The sequence below is a fragment of the Burkholderia sp. AU33803 genome (genome assembly GCF_002223095.1).
Classification (GTDB): Bacteria; Pseudomonadota; Gammaproteobacteria; order Burkholderiales; family Burkholderiaceae; genus Burkholderia.
Genome location: NZ_NKFJ01000004.1, coordinates 1035773 through 1055510 on the forward strand (window position 1 = coordinate 1035773; position 19738 = coordinate 1055510).

At 68.2% G+C, this 19738-nt stretch carries 16 protein-coding genes; 14 read left to right on the forward strand and 2 right to left on the reverse strand.

Annotated elements, in window-relative coordinates; genetic code table 11:
- Positions 1-3 precede the first annotated feature (3 nt).
- On the reverse strand, positions 4-1962 hold the full coding sequence (gene iolC, locus CFB41_RS07305) for a 5-dehydro-2-deoxygluconokinase (protein WP_089456058.1): 1959 nt from the start codon (positions 1960-1962) through the stop codon (positions 4-6).
- A 317-nt stretch (positions 1963-2279) separates the two neighbouring features.
- Here iolC and CFB41_RS07310 point away from each other — a divergent pair, with 317 nt between their 5' ends.
- From CFB41_RS07310 to CFB41_RS07345, 8 genes are all read left to right on the forward strand, one after another.
- Positions 2280-3206, forward strand: coding sequence for a sugar ABC transporter substrate-binding protein (locus CFB41_RS07310; RefSeq protein WP_089439842.1), 927 nt, complete (start codon positions 2280-2282; stop codon positions 3204-3206).
- 68 nt (positions 3207-3274) lie between these two features.
- The gene (locus tag CFB41_RS07315; protein WP_089456059.1) at positions 3275-4858 is read left to right on the forward strand and encodes a sugar ABC transporter ATP-binding protein; all 1584 of its coding nucleotides are present in this window, start codon (positions 3275-3277) and stop codon (positions 4856-4858) included.
- A gap of 26 nt (positions 4859-4884) precedes the next feature.
- Positions 4885-5910 carry an ABC transporter permease gene (locus tag CFB41_RS07320; protein ID WP_089456060.1) on the forward strand — a complete coding sequence of 342 codons (1026 nt, stop codon included), beginning with the start codon at positions 4885-4887 and terminating at the stop codon, positions 5908-5910.
- An 82-nt stretch (positions 5911-5992) separates the two neighbouring features.
- Positions 5993-6904 (forward strand): sugar phosphate isomerase/epimerase family protein, encoded by a 912-nt coding sequence (locus CFB41_RS07325; protein WP_089456061.1) that lies wholly within the window; start codon positions 5993-5995, stop codon positions 6902-6904.
- Positions 6905-6963: 59 nt separating this feature from the next.
- Positions 6964-7977 carry a Gfo/Idh/MocA family protein gene (locus CFB41_RS07330; protein WP_089456062.1) on the forward strand — a complete coding sequence of 338 codons (1014 nt, stop codon included), beginning with the start codon at positions 6964-6966 and terminating at the stop codon, positions 7975-7977.
- Positions 7978-8008: 31 nt separating this feature from the next.
- Entirely contained in the window at positions 8009-8935 is a 927-nt protein-coding gene (locus tag CFB41_RS07335; protein WP_089456063.1) for a TIM barrel protein, read from the forward strand.
- 53 nt (positions 8936-8988) lie between these two features.
- Positions 8989-10161 carry a Gfo/Idh/MocA family protein gene (locus tag CFB41_RS07340; protein ID WP_089456064.1) on the forward strand — a complete coding sequence of 391 codons (1173 nt, stop codon included), beginning with the start codon at positions 8989-8991 and terminating at the stop codon, positions 10159-10161.
- 304 nt (positions 10162-10465) lie between these two features.
- Entirely contained in the window at positions 10466-11350 is an 885-nt protein-coding gene (locus tag CFB41_RS07345) for a MurR/RpiR family transcriptional regulator (protein WP_089439847.1), read from the forward strand.
- A 68-nt stretch (positions 11351-11418) separates the two neighbouring features.
- Here the strand turns inward: CFB41_RS07345 and CFB41_RS07350 are convergent, their stop codons facing one another.
- Positions 11419-12939 carry a CoA-acylating methylmalonate-semialdehyde dehydrogenase gene (locus CFB41_RS07350; protein WP_089456065.1) on the reverse strand — a complete coding sequence of 507 codons (1521 nt, stop codon included), beginning with the start codon at positions 12937-12939 and terminating at the stop codon, positions 11419-11421.
- Positions 12940-13055: 116 nt separating this feature from the next.
- On the opposite strand from CFB41_RS07350, the gene CFB41_RS07355 reads away from it, so the two are divergent.
- The 6 genes from CFB41_RS07355 to CFB41_RS07380 all read left to right on the forward strand — a co-directional run bounded on the left by CFB41_RS07355 (position 13056) and on the right by CFB41_RS07380 (position 19701).
- A complete protein-coding gene (locus CFB41_RS07355) occupies positions 13056-13991 on the forward strand; it encodes a LysR family transcriptional regulator (protein WP_089439849.1) in 936 nt (311 codons plus the stop codon).
- Between the two features lie 116 nt (positions 13992-14107).
- Positions 14108-14335, forward strand: a complete 228-nt coding sequence (locus CFB41_RS07360) for a sulfurtransferase TusA family protein (protein WP_006402122.1) — start codon at positions 14108-14110, stop codon at positions 14333-14335.
- Between the two features lie 208 nt (positions 14336-14543).
- Positions 14544-14966: a peptidase gene (locus CFB41_RS07365; RefSeq protein ID WP_089456066.1), complete on the forward strand. Its 423-nt coding sequence runs from the start codon at positions 14544-14546 to the stop codon at positions 14964-14966.
- Between the two features lie 268 nt (positions 14967-15234).
- Positions 15235-15939 (forward strand): response regulator transcription factor, encoded by a 705-nt coding sequence (locus CFB41_RS07370; RefSeq protein WP_006490421.1) that lies wholly within the window; start codon positions 15235-15237, stop codon positions 15937-15939.
- Entirely contained in the window at positions 15936-17303 is a 1368-nt protein-coding gene (locus CFB41_RS07375; RefSeq protein WP_089456067.1) for a FecR domain-containing protein, read from the forward strand. The genes CFB41_RS07370 and CFB41_RS07375 overlap by 4 nt, the downstream gene beginning before the upstream one ends.
- Positions 17304-17313: 10 nt before the next feature.
- Complete coding sequence (locus CFB41_RS07380) at positions 17314-19701, forward strand: CHASE2 domain-containing protein (protein ID WP_089456068.1); 2388 nt, start codon at positions 17314-17316, stop codon at positions 19699-19701.
- Positions 19702-19738 lie beyond the last annotated feature (37 nt).

The window sequence follows — 19738 nt, forward strand, 5'->3', positions numbered from 1 at the left end:
GCGTCAGGCCGCGGCGGCGCGGGCAGCCGCGGCACGACGGCCGAGCCACGCATCGACCAGTTGCGCGAAGTTGCCGGCGACTTCGTCGATCAGCGCCTGGTCGTCGATCCGGCCGGCGAACCAGTTCAGCGATGCGTCGGCCCACAGCGTGCGCCCGACCATGAAGCCCTTGACGATCGGGTTGGTCGCCGAGCGGAAGCTGTCGACGAGGTATTGCAGCGGCTGGTTCAGCCCGAGGATCACCGCGCCGCGGCAATACGGGTCGCGCTCGGCGATCAATGCGGCGAGCCGCGTCCAGCCGTCGGCGGAGAGCGGCGTGAGCTTCCACCATTCGGGCTTCACGCCGAGGTTGTAGAAGCGCGCGATCGTGCGCAGCACCGCGTCGTCCTCGGTGCCGGCCGGCGTGACCGCGCGCGGCGGAATCATTTCCAGCAGCAGCTCGTTGCCGCTGGCGCGCGTGGCTTCCCACAGTTCCAGCACGCGCTGCTCCTGTTCGACGCGCAGGTCGACCGGGTCGTCCGGGTGATAGTGCACGAGGCACTTCACGACCTGTTCGGTCGGCCAGTGCGTGAGCGACGAGCCGACCGAGCGCGTTTCGTCGAAGCGCAGCGGCCGCGAGCCGGGCAGCTCGACCGGGCGGCCGACCCACCAGCCGCGTCCGGTCGCCGACGCCAGCGCGTCGCTGCCGTAGCCGCCGCCGTCGATCAGCACGCCCACGTGGCCTGCGATCTGGCGATCGCGCTCGACCTGTTCGACGGCGCGCACGAGCAGGCGCTTCAAGGTCTTGATCCGCGCTTCGTCCGCTCCGGCCTGCACCGCGAGTTCGTAGAACTGGCTGCGATGGTCGAACGCCATCACGCACAGGTCGTCCCATTCGCGGCGCGGCACCGTCACGCGATGCAGGTGCGCGAGCGTGTGGTCGGCGTCGACCACCGGATTGCGGCTGCCGTCGAACCAGTGGGCCAGCTCGGCCGGCGTCGGCATCGCGGCGGAGCACGCGTGGCGCGACACGACGATCGCGCCGCACGCGTTCGCGATGCGCGTCGACTCGGCCCAGTCGCGCCCGCGCAGCAGCCCCGACAGCAGGCCCGACAGGAATGCGTCGCCCGCGCCGAGCACGTTGAGCACCTCGACGCGTTCGCCGAGATAGGTCGGCGCATCGCCGATGCGCTCGGGAATGTCGCCTTCGATCACGCAGCAGCCGAGTGCGCCGCGCTTGACGACCAGCGTCGCGTTCGTGATCTTGCGCACCGCCTGCAACGAGCAGATCACGTCGTGCGGCACGCCGCCGGCGATCAGGAATTCCTCTTCGGTGCCGACCAGCAGGTCGAATTCGCCGAGCACCTGCTGCAATTGCCGCGTCACCTGCGCGTCCGGCACGTAGCGGTTTTCGCCCGCGCCGCGCGCGGTCAGCCCCCACAGCACCGGCCGGTAGTCGATGTCGAGTATCCGCACGACGCCATGGCGGCGCGCGTAACCGAGCGCGGTCAGCGACGCCTCGCGCGTGCCCGGCGTCGACAGGTGCGTGCCGGTGATCGCGAGCGCGCGGCAGCCGGCGATGAAGTCCTCGCTGATCTCGTCGGCGCGCACGGCCATGTCCGCGCAGTTCTCGCGCACGAACAGCAGCGGGAACGTGTCGCGGTCCTTCAGCCCGAGCAGCACCAGCGCGGTGAGGCGTTCGCGGTCGGTCTGCAGCTGGCTCGTGTCGCAGCCTTCGCGCTCGAGCGTCTCGCGCAGGAAGCGGCCCATCTGCTCGTCGCCGACGCGCGAGATCATCGCGGTCTTCAGCCCGAGCCGGGCCACGCCGAACGCGACGTTGCCGGACGAGCCGCCGAGATACATCTGGAAACTGCGCGCATCTTCCAGGCGGCTGCCGTACTGCTGCGCATAGAGATCCACGGCCACGCGGCCGAGGCAGGCGAGATCGATGGGGCGGTCACTCGGAAAGGTCAGCAGGCTCATATCACGTATCACGCTCGCGGCCGGCGTTCGGCGATGCCGGCGGATTAGGGGACCGAACCTCCGGCGACGCTGCGCACCGTGTGGGGCACGACGCGGGACTGCCTGCCGCAAGGAATCGGGCTACGGAACGGAGTCTAGACTTTTTGGAAATCCAGTTCCCTAGGTGAAATCACGTAGAAATAAATTTCCAAATTTTCGACGAAGTGATCTACAGTTTCATCCGGATGCTTCAGTCCGTATCGGATTCGATCGGACTCGGCCCGGCGGCGCGCAACGCGCCGTCTTCCGCCCCCCGGAGATGAGGAGACAGATTGATCATGAAGACCAAGCTGATGGCCGTCGCGGCCGCCGCGATCCTGGCTGCGCCGCTCGCGCATGCCGAGAAGATCGGCGTGACGATGGCGTCGTTCGACGACACGTTCCTGACCATCCTGCGCAACAGCATTTCCGACGCAGCGAAGAAGGACGGCGCGACGGTGCAGATCGAGGACGGCGGCAACGACGTCGGCAAGCAGTTGAGCCAGGTCCAGAACATGATCGCGCAGAAGGTCGACGCGATCATCGTGAACGCGGTCGATACCGACGCGACGCCGAAGATCACCAAGATGGTGACGGCGGCGAAGATTCCGCTCGTGTACGTGAACCGCAAGCCGGTCGATTTCGACAAGCTGCCGACGGGCGTCGCGGTCGTCGCGTCCGACGAGAAGCAGTCGGGCACGCTGCAGGCGCGCCAGGTGTGCAAGCTGCTCGGCGGCAAGGGCGATCTCCTCGTGCTGATGGGCGAGCTGTCCAACGAGTCGGCGCGTGCCCGCACCAAGGACATCGAGGATGTGATCGCGACGAAGGATTGCTCGGGCATGAAGATCGTCGACAAGCGCGAGGGCAAGTGGAGCCGCACGCAAGGCCAGGACATCACGATGAACTGGCTGAGCTCCGGCACGAAGTACGACGCGATCATCTCCAACAACGACGAGATGGCGATCGGCGCGATCAACGCGCTGAAGGCCGCGCGCAAGTGGACGCCGAAGACGATCGTCGCCGGCATCGACGCGACGCCGGACGGCCTCGCATCGATGAAGAGCGGCGAGCTGAAGGTGTCGGTGTACCAGAACGCATCCGGGCAGGGGCAGCAGGCCGTCGCGGCCGCGCTCAAGCTCGCGAAGAAACAGCCCGTCGACCGCTACGTGAACGTGCCGTTCGAGCTCGTGACGCCCGAGAACATGAACCAGTACGCGAAGCACTGACCGGTGATCCGTTGAATGGCGCGGGCCCGGCACGACCGGGTTCGCGCACGACTTGTCGAGGAACGTCCATGTTTACAGCCAGAGTCGCGCGCCCGATGGCCGGCGACGATGCGCGGGCCGCTTCGTCCGGCTCGACCGGCGTGTCGGCCCCGCCGGCTTCTTCCGCGGCCGACTGCGTGCTCGAGGTGCGCGGCGTCGGCAAGTCCTTTCCGGGCGTCGTCGCGCTCGACGGCGTGCAGTTCCGCGTGCGGCGCGGCACCGTCCATGCGCTGATGGGCGAGAACGGCGCGGGCAAGTCGACGCTGATGAAGATCATCGCGGGCGTCTACACGCCCGACCAGGGCGAGATCCTGATCAACGGCGAGCCGGTCGTGCTCAACGGCCCGCTCGATGCGCTCGACCGCGGCATCGCGATGATCCACCAGGAACTCAACCTGATGCCGTACATGACGGTCGCGGAGAACATCTGGATCCGCCGCGAACCGACGAACCGTTTCGGCCTGATCGATCACGCCGCGCTGCGCCGCCAGACGGCCGCGCTGTTCGAGCGGCTGTCGATCGACATCGACCCGGAAACCGACGTGCGCACGCTGACGGTCGCGAGCCGCCAGATGGTCGAGATCGCGAAGGCCGTGTCGTTCGACTCCGACGTGCTGATCATGGACGAGCCGACCTCCGCGCTGACCGACAAGGAAGTCACGCACCTGTTCCGGATCATTCGCCAGCTGCGCGAGCAGGGCAAGGGCATCGTCTACATCACGCACAAGATGAACGAGCTGTTCGAGATCGCCGACGAGTTCTCGGTGTTCCGCGACGGCAAGTACATCGGCACGCATGCATCGAGCGACGTCACGCGCGACGACATCATCCGCATGATGGTCGGGCGCGAGATCACGCAGATGTTCCCGAAGGAGGAAGTGCCGATCGGCGACGTCGTGCTGTCGGTGAAGAACCTCGGCGTCGACGGCGTGTTCCGCGACGTGAGCTTCGAGCTGCGCGCGGGCGAGATTCTCGGCGTGGCCGGCCTCGTCGGCTCGGGGCGCTCGAACGTCGCGGAGGCGCTGTTCGGCGTCGTGCCGGCCACGTCGGGCGAGATCCGCATCGACGGCAAGCCGGTGCGCATCACGACGCCCGCGCAGGCGATGAAGCACGGGATGGCCTTCCTCACCGAAGACCGCAAGGACACCGGCTGCTTCCTGAATCTCGACCTGCTCGCGAACATGGAAGCGGCGGTGCTCAGCAACCGCTACGTGAAGTTCAATTTCGTGCGGCAGGCGCAGCTCAAGCGCGACTGCGAGGCAATGAGCCGGATGCTGCGCGTGAAGTCGCCCGGGCTGCACGAGGAAATCCAGAACCTGTCGGGCGGCAACCAGCAGAAGGTGCTGATCGGCCGCTGGCTGCTCACGCAGCCGCGCATCCTGATCCTCGACGAACCGACGCGCGGCATCGACGTCGGCGCGAAGGCCGAGATCCACCGGCTCGTCAGCGCGCTCGCGGGCAAGGGCGTCGCGGTGCTGATGATCTCGTCGGAGATGCCGGAAGTGCTGGGAATGAGCGATCGCGTGATGGTGATGCACGAAGGGCGCATGACCGGCATCGTCGATCGCAAGGACGCCGACCAGGTCCGCATCATGGATCTCGCGTCGCGCTGAGCCGAACCAAGATTGGAGACAAAGCAATGGGCAACCTGAACCCGGTCGCGGATGCGCAGACCATGACCCTCAAGACGCGGCACACGAAGTGGCCGCCCGAGCTGAGCATCTTCCTCGTGCTCGTCGGCATCAGCCTGTTCTTCGAGATCGTCGGCTGGATCGTCGTCGGCCAGAGCTTCCTGTTCAACACCGAGCGGCTCGAGATCATCGTGCTGCAGATGGCCGTGATCGGCATCATCGCGGTCGGCGTGAACCTCGTGATCATCACCAGCGGGATCGACCTGTCGTCGGGCTCGGTCGTGGCCGCCGCGGCGGTCGTCTCGGCCAGTCTCGCGCAGGTGTCCGACTTCCCGCGCGCGGTGTTTCCGCACCTGACCGACCTGCCGATCATCTGGCCCGTGCTGGCCGGCGTGTGTGTCGGGCTGCTGGTCGGCCTGCTGAACGGCTCGCTGATCGCGATGACGGGCATCCCGCCGTTCATCGCGACGCTCGGCACGATGGTCGCGGCGCGCGGCTTCGCGAAGTGGTTCACCAACGGGATGCCGGTGTCGATGCTGACCGACTCGTTCGCGGCCATCGGCGCAGGCGCCAACCCGGTGATCATCTTTCTCGTGATCGCCGCGATCTTCCACGTCGTGCTGCGCTACACGCGCTTCGGCAAGTACACGTATGCGATCGGCGCGAACCGGCATGCGGCCGTCGTGTCGGGCATCAACGTCACGCGCCACCTGATCTTCGTCTATGCGATCGCGGGCCTCCTGAGCGGGATCGCCGGCACCGTGACGGCCGCGCGCGCGATCTCGGGCCAGTCGGGCATGGGCGTGATGTACGAGCTCGATGCGATCGCAGCGGTCGTGATCGGCGGCACGTCGCTGTCGGGTGGCCTCGGCCGCGTGACGGGCACCGTGATCGGCGTGCTGATCCTCGGCGTGATGACGTCGGGCTTCACGTTCATCCGCATCGACGCGTATTACCAGGAGATGGTCAAGGGCGCGATCATCGTCGCGGCCGTGATCGCCGACCAGTACCGCAACAAGAAGAAGCGCCGCTAACCCTTCGTGCATCGCCGGCGAGGGCGGCACGTGCCGCCGCCCGCGTCCGGCACCCGCTACCCGCCATCGTCGAGGATATTCGATGAAGATCGCGCTGGACCCCTACATGATTCGCCACCTGCCGCTCGACCGCCTGCCGCACGCGGTGGCCGAGCTCGGCTACGACCAGATCGAGCTGTCGCCGCGCAGCGACTTTCTCGACTGGTGGGTAATGCCCCGCGCCACGCGCGAGCGGATGGCCGCGTTCCGGCAGGCGATGCGCGCGAGCGGCGTCGGCCTCGCGTCGCTGCAGCCGATGTACCGCTGGGCGAGCCCGTTCGAGGACGAGCGGCAATGGGCGGTGCGCTGCTGGAAGAAGGCGATCGAGGTGGCGGTCGAGATGGAGTGTGCGCTGATGGTGTCGGAGTTCGGGCGCGGCGCATCGCCCGAGCGCTCGGTCGGCGAACGGCCGGGCGCGAACCCGAAGGAGCTGTGCGAAGCCGCGTGGTTCCGGTCGATGGACGAGTTGCTGCCGATCCTCGAGCGCGAGCGCATCGTGCTGTCGGTCGAGCCGCATCCGGAGGACTGGATCGAGCAGCTGCAGCCGGCGATCGACATCGTCACGAACCTCGGCTCGCCGTCGCTGAAGCTGTCGTACATCGCGCCGCACACGTTCTACTACGGCGACGACATGGCCGCGATGATCGCGCAGGCCGCGCCGATCCTCGCGCACGTGCGCGTGGCCGACACCTTCGACCATCGCAAGAGCAGCCAGCTGCGCTACATCGTGAACCCGCCGGGTTCGCACCAGATCCGCGTGCACCAGCATCTCGACATCGGGCAGGGCGAGATCGACTGGGACGTGTTCTTTCGCGCGCTCGGCGCGGCAGGCTTCGACGGCGTGATGTCGTCGTGCGTGTTCGCGTGGGAGGACCGCGCGGAAGCATCGTCGCGCTACATGCGCGACACGATCCAGCGCTACGTCGATCGTCATTTCGATCGCACCGCGCGCTGACGGATGACTGACCGGTGCGGCGCGTGCCGCACCGCCAATGAACGACTGGAGACTGTTAGATGACCTTGCAAATCGGCGTGATCGGCTGCGGAGCGATCGGCCAGGACCATATTCGCAGACTGACCCGCACGCTGTCCGGCGCGCGCGTCGTGGCCGTCAACGACATCGATCCGCAGCAGGCGCGCGACGCGGTGACGAAGTACGGGCTCGACGCCGAGATCTACGGCGACGGCCACGAGGTGGTCGCGGCCGCCGACGTGCAGGCCGTGCTCGTCACGTCGTGGGGGCCGACGCACGAAGCGTTCGTGCTCGACGCGATCGCGCATGGCAAGCCGGTGTTCTGCGAGAAGCCGCTCGCCGTGACGGCCGAAGGCTGCATGCGGATCGTCGAAGCCGAGGTCGCGCACGGCAAGCGGCTCGTGCAGGTCGGCTTCATGCGGCCGTACGACGAAGGCTATCGCGCGCTGAAGCGCGTGATCGACAGCGGCGAGATCGGCGCGCCGCTGATGCTGCATTGCGCGCACCGCAACCAGTCGGTCGGCGAGCGCTACACGACCGACATGGCGATCACCGACACGCTGATCCACGAACTCGACGTGCTGCGCTGGCTGCTCGGCGAGGACTACGTGAGCACGCAGGTCGTCTATCCGAAGAAGACGCGCCATGCGTCCTCGCATCTCGCCGATCCGCAGATCGTGCTGCTGGAAACCGCGAGCGGCGTGCGCATCGACGTCGAGATCTTCGTGAACTGCCAGTACGGCTACGACATCCAGTGCGAGGTGGTCGGCGAGCAGGGCATCGCGAAGCTGCCCGATCCGCCGGCCGTCGGGCTCAAGCATGCCGCGCGGCAGTCGGTCGAGATCATGACCGACTGGAAGGAGCGCTTCATCGCGTCGTACGACGTCGAGCTGCAGGCGTTCATCGACGGCGTGCGCGCGCAAGCGCTCACCGGGCCGTCGGCCTGGGACGGCTACGCGGCGGCGGTCGCGGCCGACGCCTGCGTGCGCGCGCAAAAGAGCGGGGCGGTCGAGCCGATCGCGATGGCCGAACGCCCCGCGTTCTATCGCGGCTGAACCGCAGCCGCTACTTGCCGGACTGACCGACATGACGATGAAGATGGGTTGCGCACCGTGCTGCTGGGGTGTCGACGACGTGAAGAACCCGCACCTGCCGCCGTGGCGGCAGGTGCTTGGCGAAGCGGCCGAGGCCGGCTACTCGGGCATCGAGCTGGGGCCGTACGGCTACATCCCGCTCGAACTCGACGTGGTGAGTGCCGAGCTCGAGCGGCAGCGCCTGAGCATCACCGCCGGCACGATCTTCGACGATCTGGTGTCGCCGGAGAACCTGCCGAACCTGTTGCGCCAGACGCGCGAGATCTGCGCGCTGATCTCGCGTCTGCCGAAGCTGCCGACGCAGGACGGCCAGCGCTACGCGGCCCCGTACCTCGTCGTGATGGACTGGGGCCACGACGAACGCGACTACGCGGCGGGCCACCGCGACCGCGCGCCACGGCTGTCGGACGAAGGCTGGTCGACGATGGTCGAGCACATCCGGCAGATCGCGACGATCGCACGCGACGAATTCGGCGTGCGCACGGTGATCCATCCGCATGCGGGCGGCTACATCGAGTTCGCGGACGAGATCGACCGGATCGTCGCCGACATTCCCGCCGACACGGCCGGGCTCTGTCTCGACACGGGCCACCTGTACTACTCGGGCATGGACCCGCAGGCGTGGCTGCGCCGCCACGCGGCGCGCCTCGACTACGTGCATTTCAAGGACATCGACGCGGCCGTATACGACGCGGTGATGGGCGAGCGCATCGCGTTCTTCGCCGCCTGCGCGCGCGGCGTGATGTGCCCGATCGGCACCGGCGTGCTCGACTACCCAGCGATCCGCCGCGCGCTCATCGACATCGGTTATGCGGGCTATATCACGATCGAGCAGGAGCGCGACCCGCGCCATGCCGGCACGAGCCTGCGCGACGTCGCCGCGAGTCGCGCGTTTCTCGCGTCGGCCGGTTTCGCATGATCCTGCACACCACGCATTCCCTGAACTGAACACGGACCAGGAACACCCTCATCATGATTGACGGACAGATTCTGCTTGGACATTCGATTCGCTGGGGCATGGTCGGCGGCGGGCTCGGCAGCCAGATCGGCTACAGCCACCGGTCGGCCGCGCTGCGCGACGGCAGCTTCCAGCTGGTCGCCGGCGCGTTCGACATCGATCCCGAACGCGGCCGCCAGTTCGGCGTGAAGCTCGGCGTCGCGGCCGAGCGCTGCTATCCCGACTATGCGACGATGTTCGACGCCGAGGCGCGCCGCCCGGACGGCATCCGCGCGGTGTCGATCGCGACGCCGAACAACACGCACTTCGAGATCTGCCGAGCCGCGCTGAACGCGGGCCTGCACGTGGTCTGCGAGAAGCCGCTGTGCTTCACGACCGAGGAGGCCGAGGCGCTGGAGCGGCTGTCGGTCGAGAAGAACCGGATCGTCGGCGTCGCGTACGGTTATTCCGGACACCAGATGATCGAGCAGGCGCGCGAGATGATCGCGCGCGGCGATCTCGGCGAGATCCGCATCGTGCAGATGCAGTTCGCGCACGGGTTCCACAGCGACGGTGTCGAGGCCGCGAGCGCGGCCGCGCGCTGGCGCGTCGACCCGAAGTTCGCGGGCCCGAGCTACGTGCTCGGCGACATCGGCACGCATCCGCTGTACATCTCCGAGGTGATGGCGCCCGAGCTGAAGATCCGGCGCCTGATGTGTTCGCGGCAGAGCTTCGTGAAGAGCCGCGCGCCGCTGGAAGACAACGCGTTCACGATCATGGAATACGACACGGGTGCGGTCGGCTACGTGTGGTCGAGCGCGGTGAATGCGGGCTCGATGCACGGCCAGAAGGTGCGCGTGATCGGCTCGAAGGCGAGCGTCGAGTGGTGGGACGAGCATCCGAACCAGTTGCGCTACGAAGTGCAGGGGCAGCCCGCGCAGGTGCTCGATCGCGGGATGGGTTATCTGCATCCGCATGCATTGCGCGAGGATCGCATCGGCGCCGGGCATCCGGAAGGGCTGTTCGAGGCCTGGTCGAACCTGTATGCGCGCTTCGCGCTCGCGATGGATGCGGCCGACCGCGGCGACGTCGCGGCACTGAAGAACATCCGCTATCCGGACGTCCATGCGGGCGTGGAAGGCGTGCGCTGGGTCGAGAACTGCGTGCGCTCCGCCGATGCGGGCGGCGCGTGGGTCGACTATCGTTGAACCGGTCGAACCGCGCGCGACGGGCCGGCGGTGCGCCGCGCGCCCGTCGCGCAAGGCTTTGCACCGACGGCCGGCCTTGGTAGACGCCCTAATCTTTACGCCGCCGCGAGCGCGTTGGACAATCGCTTCCAGTGTTGCCGTGGAGCGTAGGCAAGTGATGATCGAGCGCGTGGGAGCGAGCACGCGGCGCGGGCCGCGTCGCAAACGTGATTAAATTCGCCCTTCATGCATGTATCCAGGTGAGCCCCGGCCCGCGTTCGTCAACATCGCGCGCACATCGGGGCCGTCAACTTCGCGCTATCCGATGAGTTCATCCGAGAAACCTCCCGCCACCGTCGAGCAGTTCCTGCAGCACCTGACGCAGGAATACGACGGCCTCAGCAATCGCCTGAAGGTGATTGCGCGCCATGTGGAAACGCATCGGGACCAGCTTGGCCTGGAGGGTATCCAGTCGCTCGCGGAAGCGTGCGGCGTCCAGCCGTCGGCCGTCGTGCGCTTCGCGAAGCATTTCGGCTTTTCCGGATTCTCGGAGATGCAGAAGCTGTTCCGCGAGGGGCTCGCGCAGCAGATCGCGCCGGGGCGTGCGTACAACCTGCGGCTGCGCGACGTGATCGAATCGGGCTCGTCGAGCCTGCAGCCCGAGCAGATCGCCGACGAATTCATCAAGGGCAGCATTGCCGGGATGCAGCAGCTGCGGCAGACGCTCGATTCGCAGGCGCTCGCGCAGGCCGTCGACCTGCTCGCCGAGACGCAGGCGATCTGGATCGCGGGCTCGCGGCGCGCGTTTCCGATTGCCGTCTATCTCGACTACGCGCTGCAGCACACCGACAAGCGCATCGGGCTGTTCAGCGCGCTCGGCAGCATGCATCTCGGGCAGATCCGTTCGGTGCGCGAGGGTGACGTGATGATCGTCATCTCGTTCATGCCGTATGCGGAGGAAACCGTGCAGGTCGCGCAGCAGGCCGTGCAGCGCGGCGCGCGGCTGATCGCGATCACCGACAGCCGGATGAGCCCGCTGGCACGTGAGGCCGAGGTGACGCTGATGGTGCAGGACAGCGCGACGTTCGGCTTCCGCGCGCTGACGGCCACGATGGGCCTTGCACAGAGCCTGTTCGTCGCGCTCGCGTACCGGCTCGAACTGTCGTACCTGCCGACCGCCGACGGCGCGCACGGCACGCAGGCCGGCTGACGCGTCCTGCCGGTGTTGCCGGCGCACCGCCCGCGCGACGGCGCAGCGGGCGGCGTGCCGTCAGACGGTTACTTCGCGGTCGGCATCGCGAATTCGGCGCCCTTGCCGATGCTCGACGACCAGCGCTGCATCACCGACTTCTGGCGCGTGTAGAAGCGCACGCCTTCCTCGCCGTACGCGTGCATGTCGCCGAACAGGCTCTTCTTCCAGCCGCCGAAGCCATGCCACGCCATCGGCACCGGAATCGGCACGTTGATGCCGACCATCCCGACCTGAATGCGCCGCGCGAACTCGCGCGCGATGCCGCCGTCGCTCGTGAAGCACGACACACCGTTGCCGAATTCGTGCGCGTTGATCAGGTCGACCGCTTCGCCGAAGTCCTTCACGCGCACGCAGCCGAGCACCGGCCCGAAGATTTCTTCCTTGTAGATGCGCATGTCGGGCGTCACGTGATCGAACAGCGTGCCGCCGGTGAAGAAGCCGGCCTCGCGGCCCGGCACACGCAGCCCGCGGCCGTCGACCACCAGCTGCGCGCCTTCGTTCACGCCTTGCTCGATATAGCCTTCGATGCGCTTCAGCGCGTCGCCGGTGACGATCGGGCCCATCTCGACTTCCGGCGACATGCCGTCGCCGATCACCAGCTTGCGCGCGCGTTCGGCCACCAGCGGCACGATCTGGTCCGCGATGTCGCCCACCAGCACCGCGACGCTGATCGCCATGCAGCGTTCGCCGGCCGAGCCGTACGCGGCGCCGATCAGCGCGTCGACGGCCTGCTCGAGGTTCGCGTCGGGCATCACGACGAGGTGGTTCTTCGCGCCGCCGAGTGCCTGCACGCGCTTGCCGGATTGCACGGCACGCTGCTGCACGTAGGCCGCGATCGGCGTCGAGCCGACGAAGCTGACGGCCTGCACGTCGGGGTGGTCGAGCAGCGCGTCGACCGCGCCCTTGTCGCCCTGCACGACGTTGAACACGCCGGCCGGGAGACCTGCCTGCGTGAGCAGGTCGGCGATGAACAGGGCCGCCGACGGGTCGCGCTCGCTCGGCTTCAGCACGAACGTGTTGCCCGTCGCGATCGCGACCGGGAACATCCAGCACGGCACCATGCACGGGAAGTTGAACGGCGTGATGCCCGCGACGACGCCGAGCGGCTGGCGCATCGTCCAGTTGTCGATGCCGGTGCTGACCTGGTCGGTGAAGTCGCCCTTCAGGAGCTGCGGCACGCCGCACGCGAATTCGATGATGTCGATGCCGCGCGCGACTTCGCCCTGCGCATCGGAGAACACCTTGCCGTGCTCGGCCGTGATGATCGCCGCGAGGGCGTCGCGGTGCTCGTTCATCAGCTGCAGGAAGCGGTGCAGCACGCGCGCGCGGCGGATCGGCGGCGTCGCGGCCCAGGCCGGGAACGCGGCGTGGGCCGACGCGACGGCCTGCTGCACTTCGCTGTCGTCGGCGAGCGCCACGCGGCGCACCGCGCGGCCGAGCGCCGGGTTGAGGACGTCCTGGAAGCGGCCGCTGCGGCCGGCGACGGGCGCGCCGTCGACATAGTGGCCGACGTCGGCGTCGGAGGTGTACGCGGGAACCGGATTCATCGTGTCTCCTGGGGGATCTCGGGTGAGGGTGGACAGCGCCCAGTCTAGGCAAACGGGCAGGGCGGGAGAAGGCCGCGCAGCTTGATTCACTGTTCAGAATTCTGAATAATCACCGCATGAATCAGCAAAATGTCCAGGCGCTCTGGCCGCATATCCATTCGCTGACGGTACTGGCCGCGGCCGGCAGTTTCACGGCCGCCGCGCAACGGCTCGGCATCAGCAAGGCCGCGATGAGCCAGCGCATCGCCGATCTCGAAAAGGCGGCCGGCGTGCCGCTCGTGCGGCGCACGACGCGCAGCGTGCGCCTCACCGACGCGGGCCAGACGCTCGTCGACAGCACGCGCGACGCGTTCGAGTCGATCGGGCAGCACTTCGCGCGCGTGAAGGACCTGGCCGGCGAGCCGCGCGGCCTGCTGCGCCTGACAGTGCCGGTTGCGCTCGGGCGCCAGCAGGTCGTGCCGCACCTGCCCGATTTCCTGCGGCAGCATCCGGGCGTGCAGATCGAGCTCGACCTGTCGGACCGGCTGCATTCGCTGACGCAGGAGGGTTTCGATCTCGCGATCCGCCATACGACCACCGCGCCGCAGACCCACGTTGCGTGGAAACTGTGCGACACGCGCTCGCTGCTCGTCGCGAGCCGCGACTATCTCGACGCGCGCGGCGCGCCGCGGCACCCGAGCGAGCTCGTCGAGCACAGCTGCCTGTGCTACCTGCGCGACAACGAGCCGGCCGCCTGGAGCTTCGAGCCGCACGGCCGGCGGCGCGAGCGCGTGAGCGTGCCGGTGCGCGGCAGCTTCGCGGCGAACAATAGCGAGGCGATGCGCGAGGCGGCGCTCGGCGGGCTCGGCATCGCGCTGCTGCCGGATTTCAGCGCGCAGCGCGATCTCGACGCCGGCCGGCTGGTCGCGCTGCTCGATGGCTGGCGGCCGTCGGGCGCGTTCGGCGACCACATCTTCGCGATCCGTCCGTACAGCCCGGTCGTGCCGAGCGCGGTGCGCGCGCTCGTGCGGCACCTGCGCGAACGGCTCGCGGGCGGCTTCTCGGGCACTTGAACCGGTGTCCGCGGGCGTCGGGCTGCCGGCAGCGCGGGCAGGCACGACGGCGCTGCGGTAAAATCACGCCTTCTCTCCGCGCCTTGAACGGCGCGTCATTCGAAGGTCGACAGCCGATGCAGATTCACAAGGAAGTGGACGCGCGCGGGCTCAATTGCCCGTTGCCGATCCTGCGTGCCAAGAAAGCGCTCGCCGATATGGAAAGCGGGCAAATCCTCAAGGTGCTCGCGACCGATCCCGGCTCGCAGCGCGATTTCGCCGCGTTCGCGAAGCAGACGGGCAACGAGATCGTCGAATCGACGACGCAGGACAAGACCTTCGTGTTCCTGATGCGCCGCCGCTGACGGCCCGCATCACGCCGCCGGCAGCGCCTGGCGCCGGCCGCGCGTCGCCGCCACACTTTTCTGACAATTCTTAAACCTCGCTGCGTGATCGGCTGCGTATACTGACCCGGCCGGTCGTCCGCTCCCAGCGGATGCGCCGGCCACGGTACGTCGTACGGCGGGCACGGGGGCCATGCCTGACGTTACCGTCGTACAACGGGGAGAGGACATGTCCTTCAGACCAGGGACCATTCGAAGTCCGTCCGGAGCGGAACGCAGCGTATCGGGACTGAGCCGTATCGAGCTCGACCCGCAACAGGATCGCCACGCGCGTGCCGCGCTGGAGGCCTACGCGGATTCCGCCGCGGCCGAGATGCCGTGGCTGGCCGAGTGGCTCGACGAACGGCTGCGCGATGCCGCGCAGGACGACGGCTCGGGCCTGACCTATTGCGGTGCGACGATCGAGCGCGTGTTCGATCTGGCGCAGGCGTGGGCGGCGAGCCAGCCGGACTACGCGGCGGCCGCGTGGGAGCGCGTGCGCGGCCAGTTGCAGCGGATGCTTGTACAACCGGCGCGTCCGGAGCCGCTGTCGCATCGCGTACCGGCCGACGACGTCGCCGAGCCGGTGGCGGGCATCACGGGCGCCGATTAGGCGCTCGATTGCGCGGCAGGAAGGATTATTCGAAGAAAAGACGGTAGTCCGCGCAATTTATTGGCGAATTTCATACTACTATGATGAAATCGCCGGTTCGTCCGTGCCCCGTTTTTGAGATATTTTGCCGGGGTCGCCGGTTTGCGCAGTTGGCGCGAGCGGCGAACGACGGCTCGCCGGCCGGTATCCGGGAGCCGCGCACGTGCTGCGCGGCCGGGTGGGGGCGGGGAGCTGAACAGGACGAATCGATTTCGATTTGCGGGGTGCTATGAGAATTGCTGTACTGGATGACGATCCGGCCCAGACGGATTTCGTCAGTCAAACGCTGACGGCCGTTGGCCATACGTGCTATGCGTTCAAGGAAGGCAAGGCCCTGAAGAAGCGTCTGCAGCGCGAGACGTTCGATCTGCTGGTGCTCGACTGGAACGTGCCCGACATGTCCGGCGAGGAGGTGTTGAAGTGGGTGCGTGCCAATCAGACCGAGCACAGCCTGCCGATCATCTTCATGACGAGCCGTGACGACGAGGCGGGGATCACGCAGATCCTCAACGCCGGTGCCGACGATTACGTGGTCAAGCCGGTGTCGGGCCCGATCCTGCGCGCGCGCATCGGCTCGCTGCTGCGTCGCGCGTATCCGGTCAACGCCGAGGCCACCGTTCGCGAATTCGATCAGTTCCGTTTCGACGTGAACCTGAAGCAGGCCTACGTCGGCGACAAGGCCGTGAGCCTCACGCAGAAGGAATTCGAACTCGCGCTGCTGCTGTTCCAGCACCTCGACCGGCCGCTGTCGCGCGCGCACATTCTCGATCTCGTGTGGAAGCAGGCGACCGACATCCCGTCGCGCACGATGGATACGCACATCTCGATGCTGCGCACCAAGCTCGGCCTGCGGCCCGAAAACGGCTATCGCCTCGCGCCGATCTACGGCTACGGCTACCGGCTCGAACGGGTCGGGCAGGGAGAACCGGAGTGACCACGGGAATCACGCAGCGCACGGCGAACCTGCGCACGGTCGCGCGGCGCGCAGCCTGCGCGGTCGCGTTTGCGTTCGCCGCGCAGCATGCGGCCGCCCAGCCGCCCGCGGCGGCGGCGGCGGGCAAGACGGTCGTCTACCGCACGCAGGCGGGCGACACGCTGTACGACGTCGCCGCGCGCTATCTGCAGGGCGCGGACGACTGGCAACTGCTTCAACAGATCAACGGCGTGCCCGCGCCGAAGCACCTGCAGCCCGGCATCGCGCTGAAGCTGCCGGTGGCGCGCCTGCGCAAGGAAAAGCTGACCGCCCGCGTCATCGCGGTGCAGGGCACGGCCGAACGCGCGTCCGGCGATGCTTTTGTGCCGCTCGCGAACGACGCGACGCTCGCCGAGGGCGATCGCGTGCGCACGGGCCCGAACGGCTTCGTGACGCTCGAGCTCGCCGACGGCACGCACATGAGCCTGCCGCCCGACAGCCAGCTTAACCTGAAGGCGCTGCGCCGCACGGTGCTGACCGGCACGCTCGATCGTGAGTTCGAACTCACGCGCGGCTCGGTCGACAGCGAAGTCACCCATCTGAAAAAACGCGACGACCGCTTCCAGATCCGGTCGCCGTCGGTCGTGGCCGGTGTGCGCGGCACGCACTTTCGCGTGAACTACGACGCGGCCGGCAATGCGTCGACGCGCGTCGAAGTGCTCGACGGCACCGTCGGCGTCGCGGGCGGCCGGAAGCCCGCCGATCCGACGCTCGTGCATGCGAATTTCGGCAGCGTCGCGACATCGTCCGGCGCGGTCGGCGCGCCCGTCGAGCTGCTGCCCGCGCCGGCGCTTGCGCATCCCGACAAGGTGCAGGACGAGCCCGAGGTCGCCTTCGACGTCGCGCCGCTCGCCGACGCGCATGCGTACCGCGTGCAACTCGCGCACGACGCCGGGCTGCTCGACCTGTTCCGCGAAACGCGCACCGATTCGCCGCGCGCGGTTTTCCGCGACGTGCCGAACGGGAACTACTTCGTGCGGATCGCCGCGATCGATGCGAACGGCCTCGAGGGCCGGCCGCGGACGTACGCGTTCGAACGCCGCGTGATGGGGCTCGACGCGAGCGCGTCGCCCGGCGCCGGCGGCTACGAGTTCCGCTGGTCGCCGAACGGATCGGGCAAGGGCGCGCGCTACCGGTTCGTGCTGTCGCGCTCGAAGGACCTGAGCGCGCCGGTCGTCGACCAGGTCGGCCTGCATACGCGCCAGATCACCGTCGCGCACCTGCCGCCGGGTGAGTATTTCTGGGCCGTGACCGTCGAGGAGTTCGAAGGCGGCAAGTTCTACGAGAAGACTAGTCCGGTCAGCGCGTTCACGCTGTCGCGCTGATCCGCGGCGCATGAAACCCGATTCCGTTTCTCCGCGGCGGCACCTCGGCCGCCGCTTCCTGATCGAATGGATCGCGATCGGCTGCCTCGGGATCGCGGTGATCCTCGCGTGCACGCTCGGCCGGCTGTCGGCGAGCGTCGACGGCCTGATCTACGACCGGCTGCTGATGCTGCGCAGCCTGCCGCTGTCACCCGACGTGGTCGTCGTCGACATCGACAACCAGAGCGTGTCCGCGCTCGGCCGCTGGCCGTGGCCGCGCGACGTGCATGCACGGTTGCTCGACACGCTGGCGCGCGCGCAGCCGGCCGCCGTCGTCTACGACGTGCTGTTTACCGAACCATCGTCGGAAGATCGCGCGTTCGCGGACGCAATGACCCACGTGCCGACCTTCCTGCCCGTGCTGCTGAGTCCCGAGCAGGCGGACGGCACGCGCGCGGTCGATCCGCCGGTGGCCGCACTCGCGGCGCGCGCGGTCGGGCTCGGCCACATCAACCTCGAAGTCGATCGCGACGGCATCGTACGCAGCGTGGCGCTGTACGAAAGCGACGGCCGCGTGCGCTGGCCGCAGCTGATGGTGCCCGTCTACCGCGCGATCCAGGCCGGCCGGCTGCACCCGGTCGGCGGCGTGCCCGGCGCGGATGCGCACGACCTGTCGCGCGATGCGGCGGGCGAGGGCCGCTATCTGATCCCGTTCAGCCGCAACACGCCCGCGTATCCGACACTGTCGTTCGACGACGTCCTCGAAGGGCGCGTGAAGCCCGACGCGCTGCGCGGCAAGATCGTCGTCGTCGGCGTGACGGCGTCGGGGCTGTACGACCGCTTCGCCACGCCCGTGTCCGGCGAGTTCGGGCCGCTCGCCGGCGTGTATATCCATGCCAACGTGCTCGACATGCTGGCGACCGGCAGTGCGATCTCGCCGGCGTCGCGCGCCGGGCTGTTCGTCGCGTCGCTGCTGCCGCTCGCCGTGCTGGTGGGCGGCTTCCTGATGCTGTCGCCGTGGCGCGCGCTGCTGCTCACGCTGAGCCTGGCCGCGCTGGCCGTCGTCGCGAGCATGGCGCTGCTGTTCGAGGCGCGCATCTGGCTGTCGCCGGCGCCCGCGATCTTCGGGCTGATCGCCGTCTACCCGATCTGGAACTGGCGGCGCCTGGAAATGACGATGTCGTACCTGCGCCGCGAGCTGCAGCGGCTCGCCGACGAGCCGCACCTGCTGCCCGAGGCGCCGCGCACGCGCAGCGTCGGCGGCGACGTGCTGGAGCGGCAGATGGCGCTGATGGCGCAAGCCGCGCAGCGCGTGCAGGACATGAAGCGCTTCGTGTGGGACAGCCTCGACAGCATGCCCGAGCCGATCTTCGTGACCGACCTGGCCGGCACGGTGCTGATCGCGAACCACGCGGCCAAGCGCTACGGGTCGCGCCTGTCGCTGCCGCTGCCGGAAGGGCGGCCGCTGCGCACCGCGCTCGGCGAGCTGACCTTCATGAAGACCGTCGACGGCAACGCCGAACACGACGCGACGATCCGCGAACACTGGCCGGCGGCGCTCGACCCGACGCTCGAGGCCGAGCACGACGCGATGGCGCGCGGCATCGAGGTGCGCGATCGTGACGGGCTCGACCATCTGCTACGCTACGCGGCGTGTACGAACGCGCAGGGCCGCGTGACGGGCTGGATCGCCGGCCTCGTCGACGTGACGGAACTGCATGCGGCCGAGCGGCAGCGCGAGGAAGCGCTGCACCTGCTGTCGCACGACATGCGCTCGCCGCAGTCGTCGATTCTCGCGCTCGTCGAGATCGAGCGCGACCGCGCCGAGACCGACGCGATGCGCGGGCTGCTCGCGCGGATCGAGCGCTATGCGCACCGCGCGCTGTCGCTGGCCGACGAGTTCGTGCAACTGGCGCGCGCGGAGTCGCAGGTGTACCAGCTCGAGGTGACGAGCCTCGTCGACGTGCTGATCGATGCGAGCGACGAGGTGTGGCCGCAGGCGCAGGCGAAGCACATTCGCGTCGACACCGACGTCGGCACCGACATGTGCTGGGTGCGCGCGGACCGCTCGCTGATCACGCGCGCGTTCGTGAACCTGCTGAACAACGCAGTCAAATACAGTCCGTCCGATACCGTGATCACGTGTACGCTGGCGGTCGAGCACGCGTCGAAACGGATGTTCTGTACGATTCGCGATCAGGGATACGGCATTGCGCCGGAAGATCAGCGGCATCTGTTCGAGCGTTTCAAGCGATTCCATGCCGGCGAGCGGCCCGAAATCTCGGGCTCCGGGCTCGGCATGGCATTCGTGAAGACGGTCGTCACGCGCCATGGGGGCAGCGTGTCGGTCGACAGCGAGGTGGGTGTCGGCACCGCGGTGACGGTGTCGCTGCCCGCGATCGACGAGCCGTCCGCTTGACAGGGCCGGGCGCGACGGCAGGCATTTGGGGAAAGCC

What these genes read in the sequence shown, in the direction of transcription:
- CFB41_RS07360 (WP_006402122.1), top strand. Translation starts at nt 14,108, where the DNA reads ATGCAGATTCACAAGGAAGTGGACGCGCGCGGGCTCAATTGCCCGTTG.
- CFB41_RS07330 (WP_089456062.1), top strand. Translation starts at nt 6,964, where the DNA reads ATGACCTTGCAAATCGGCGTGATCGGCTGCGGAGCGATCGGCCAGGAC.
- CFB41_RS07340 (WP_089456064.1), top strand. Translation starts at nt 8,989, where the DNA reads ATGATTGACGGACAGATTCTGCTTGGACATTCGATTCGCTGGGGCATG.
- CFB41_RS07355 (WP_089439849.1), top strand. Translation starts at nt 13,056, where the DNA reads ATGAATCAGCAAAATGTCCAGGCGCTCTGGCCGCATATCCATTCGCTG.
- CFB41_RS07315 (WP_089456059.1), top strand. Translation starts at nt 3,275, where the DNA reads ATGTTTACAGCCAGAGTCGCGCGCCCGATGGCCGGCGACGATGCGCGG.
- CFB41_RS07350 (WP_089456065.1), bottom strand. Translation starts at nt 12,939, where the DNA reads ATGAATCCGGTTCCCGCGTACACCTCCGACGCCGACGTCGGCCACTAT.
- CFB41_RS07325 (WP_089456061.1), top strand. Translation starts at nt 5,993, where the DNA reads ATGAAGATCGCGCTGGACCCCTACATGATTCGCCACCTGCCGCTCGAC.
- CFB41_RS07365 (WP_089456066.1), top strand. Translation starts at nt 14,544, where the DNA reads ATGTCCTTCAGACCAGGGACCATTCGAAGTCCGTCCGGAGCGGAACGC.
- CFB41_RS07335 (WP_089456063.1), top strand. Translation starts at nt 8,009, where the DNA reads ATGACGATGAAGATGGGTTGCGCACCGTGCTGCTGGGGTGTCGACGAC.
- CFB41_RS07345 (WP_089439847.1), top strand. Translation starts at nt 10,466, where the DNA reads ATGAGTTCATCCGAGAAACCTCCCGCCACCGTCGAGCAGTTCCTGCAG.
- CFB41_RS07380 (WP_089456068.1), top strand. Translation starts at nt 17,314, where the DNA reads ATGAAACCCGATTCCGTTTCTCCGCGGCGGCACCTCGGCCGCCGCTTC.
- CFB41_RS07310 (WP_089439842.1), top strand. Translation starts at nt 2,280, where the DNA reads ATGAAGACCAAGCTGATGGCCGTCGCGGCCGCCGCGATCCTGGCTGCG.
- iolC (WP_089456058.1), bottom strand. Translation starts at nt 1,962, where the DNA reads ATGAGCCTGCTGACCTTTCCGAGTGACCGCCCCATCGATCTCGCCTGC.
- CFB41_RS07320 (WP_089456060.1), top strand. Translation starts at nt 4,885, where the DNA reads ATGGGCAACCTGAACCCGGTCGCGGATGCGCAGACCATGACCCTCAAG.
- CFB41_RS07370 (WP_006490421.1), top strand. Translation starts at nt 15,235, where the DNA reads ATGAGAATTGCTGTACTGGATGACGATCCGGCCCAGACGGATTTCGTC.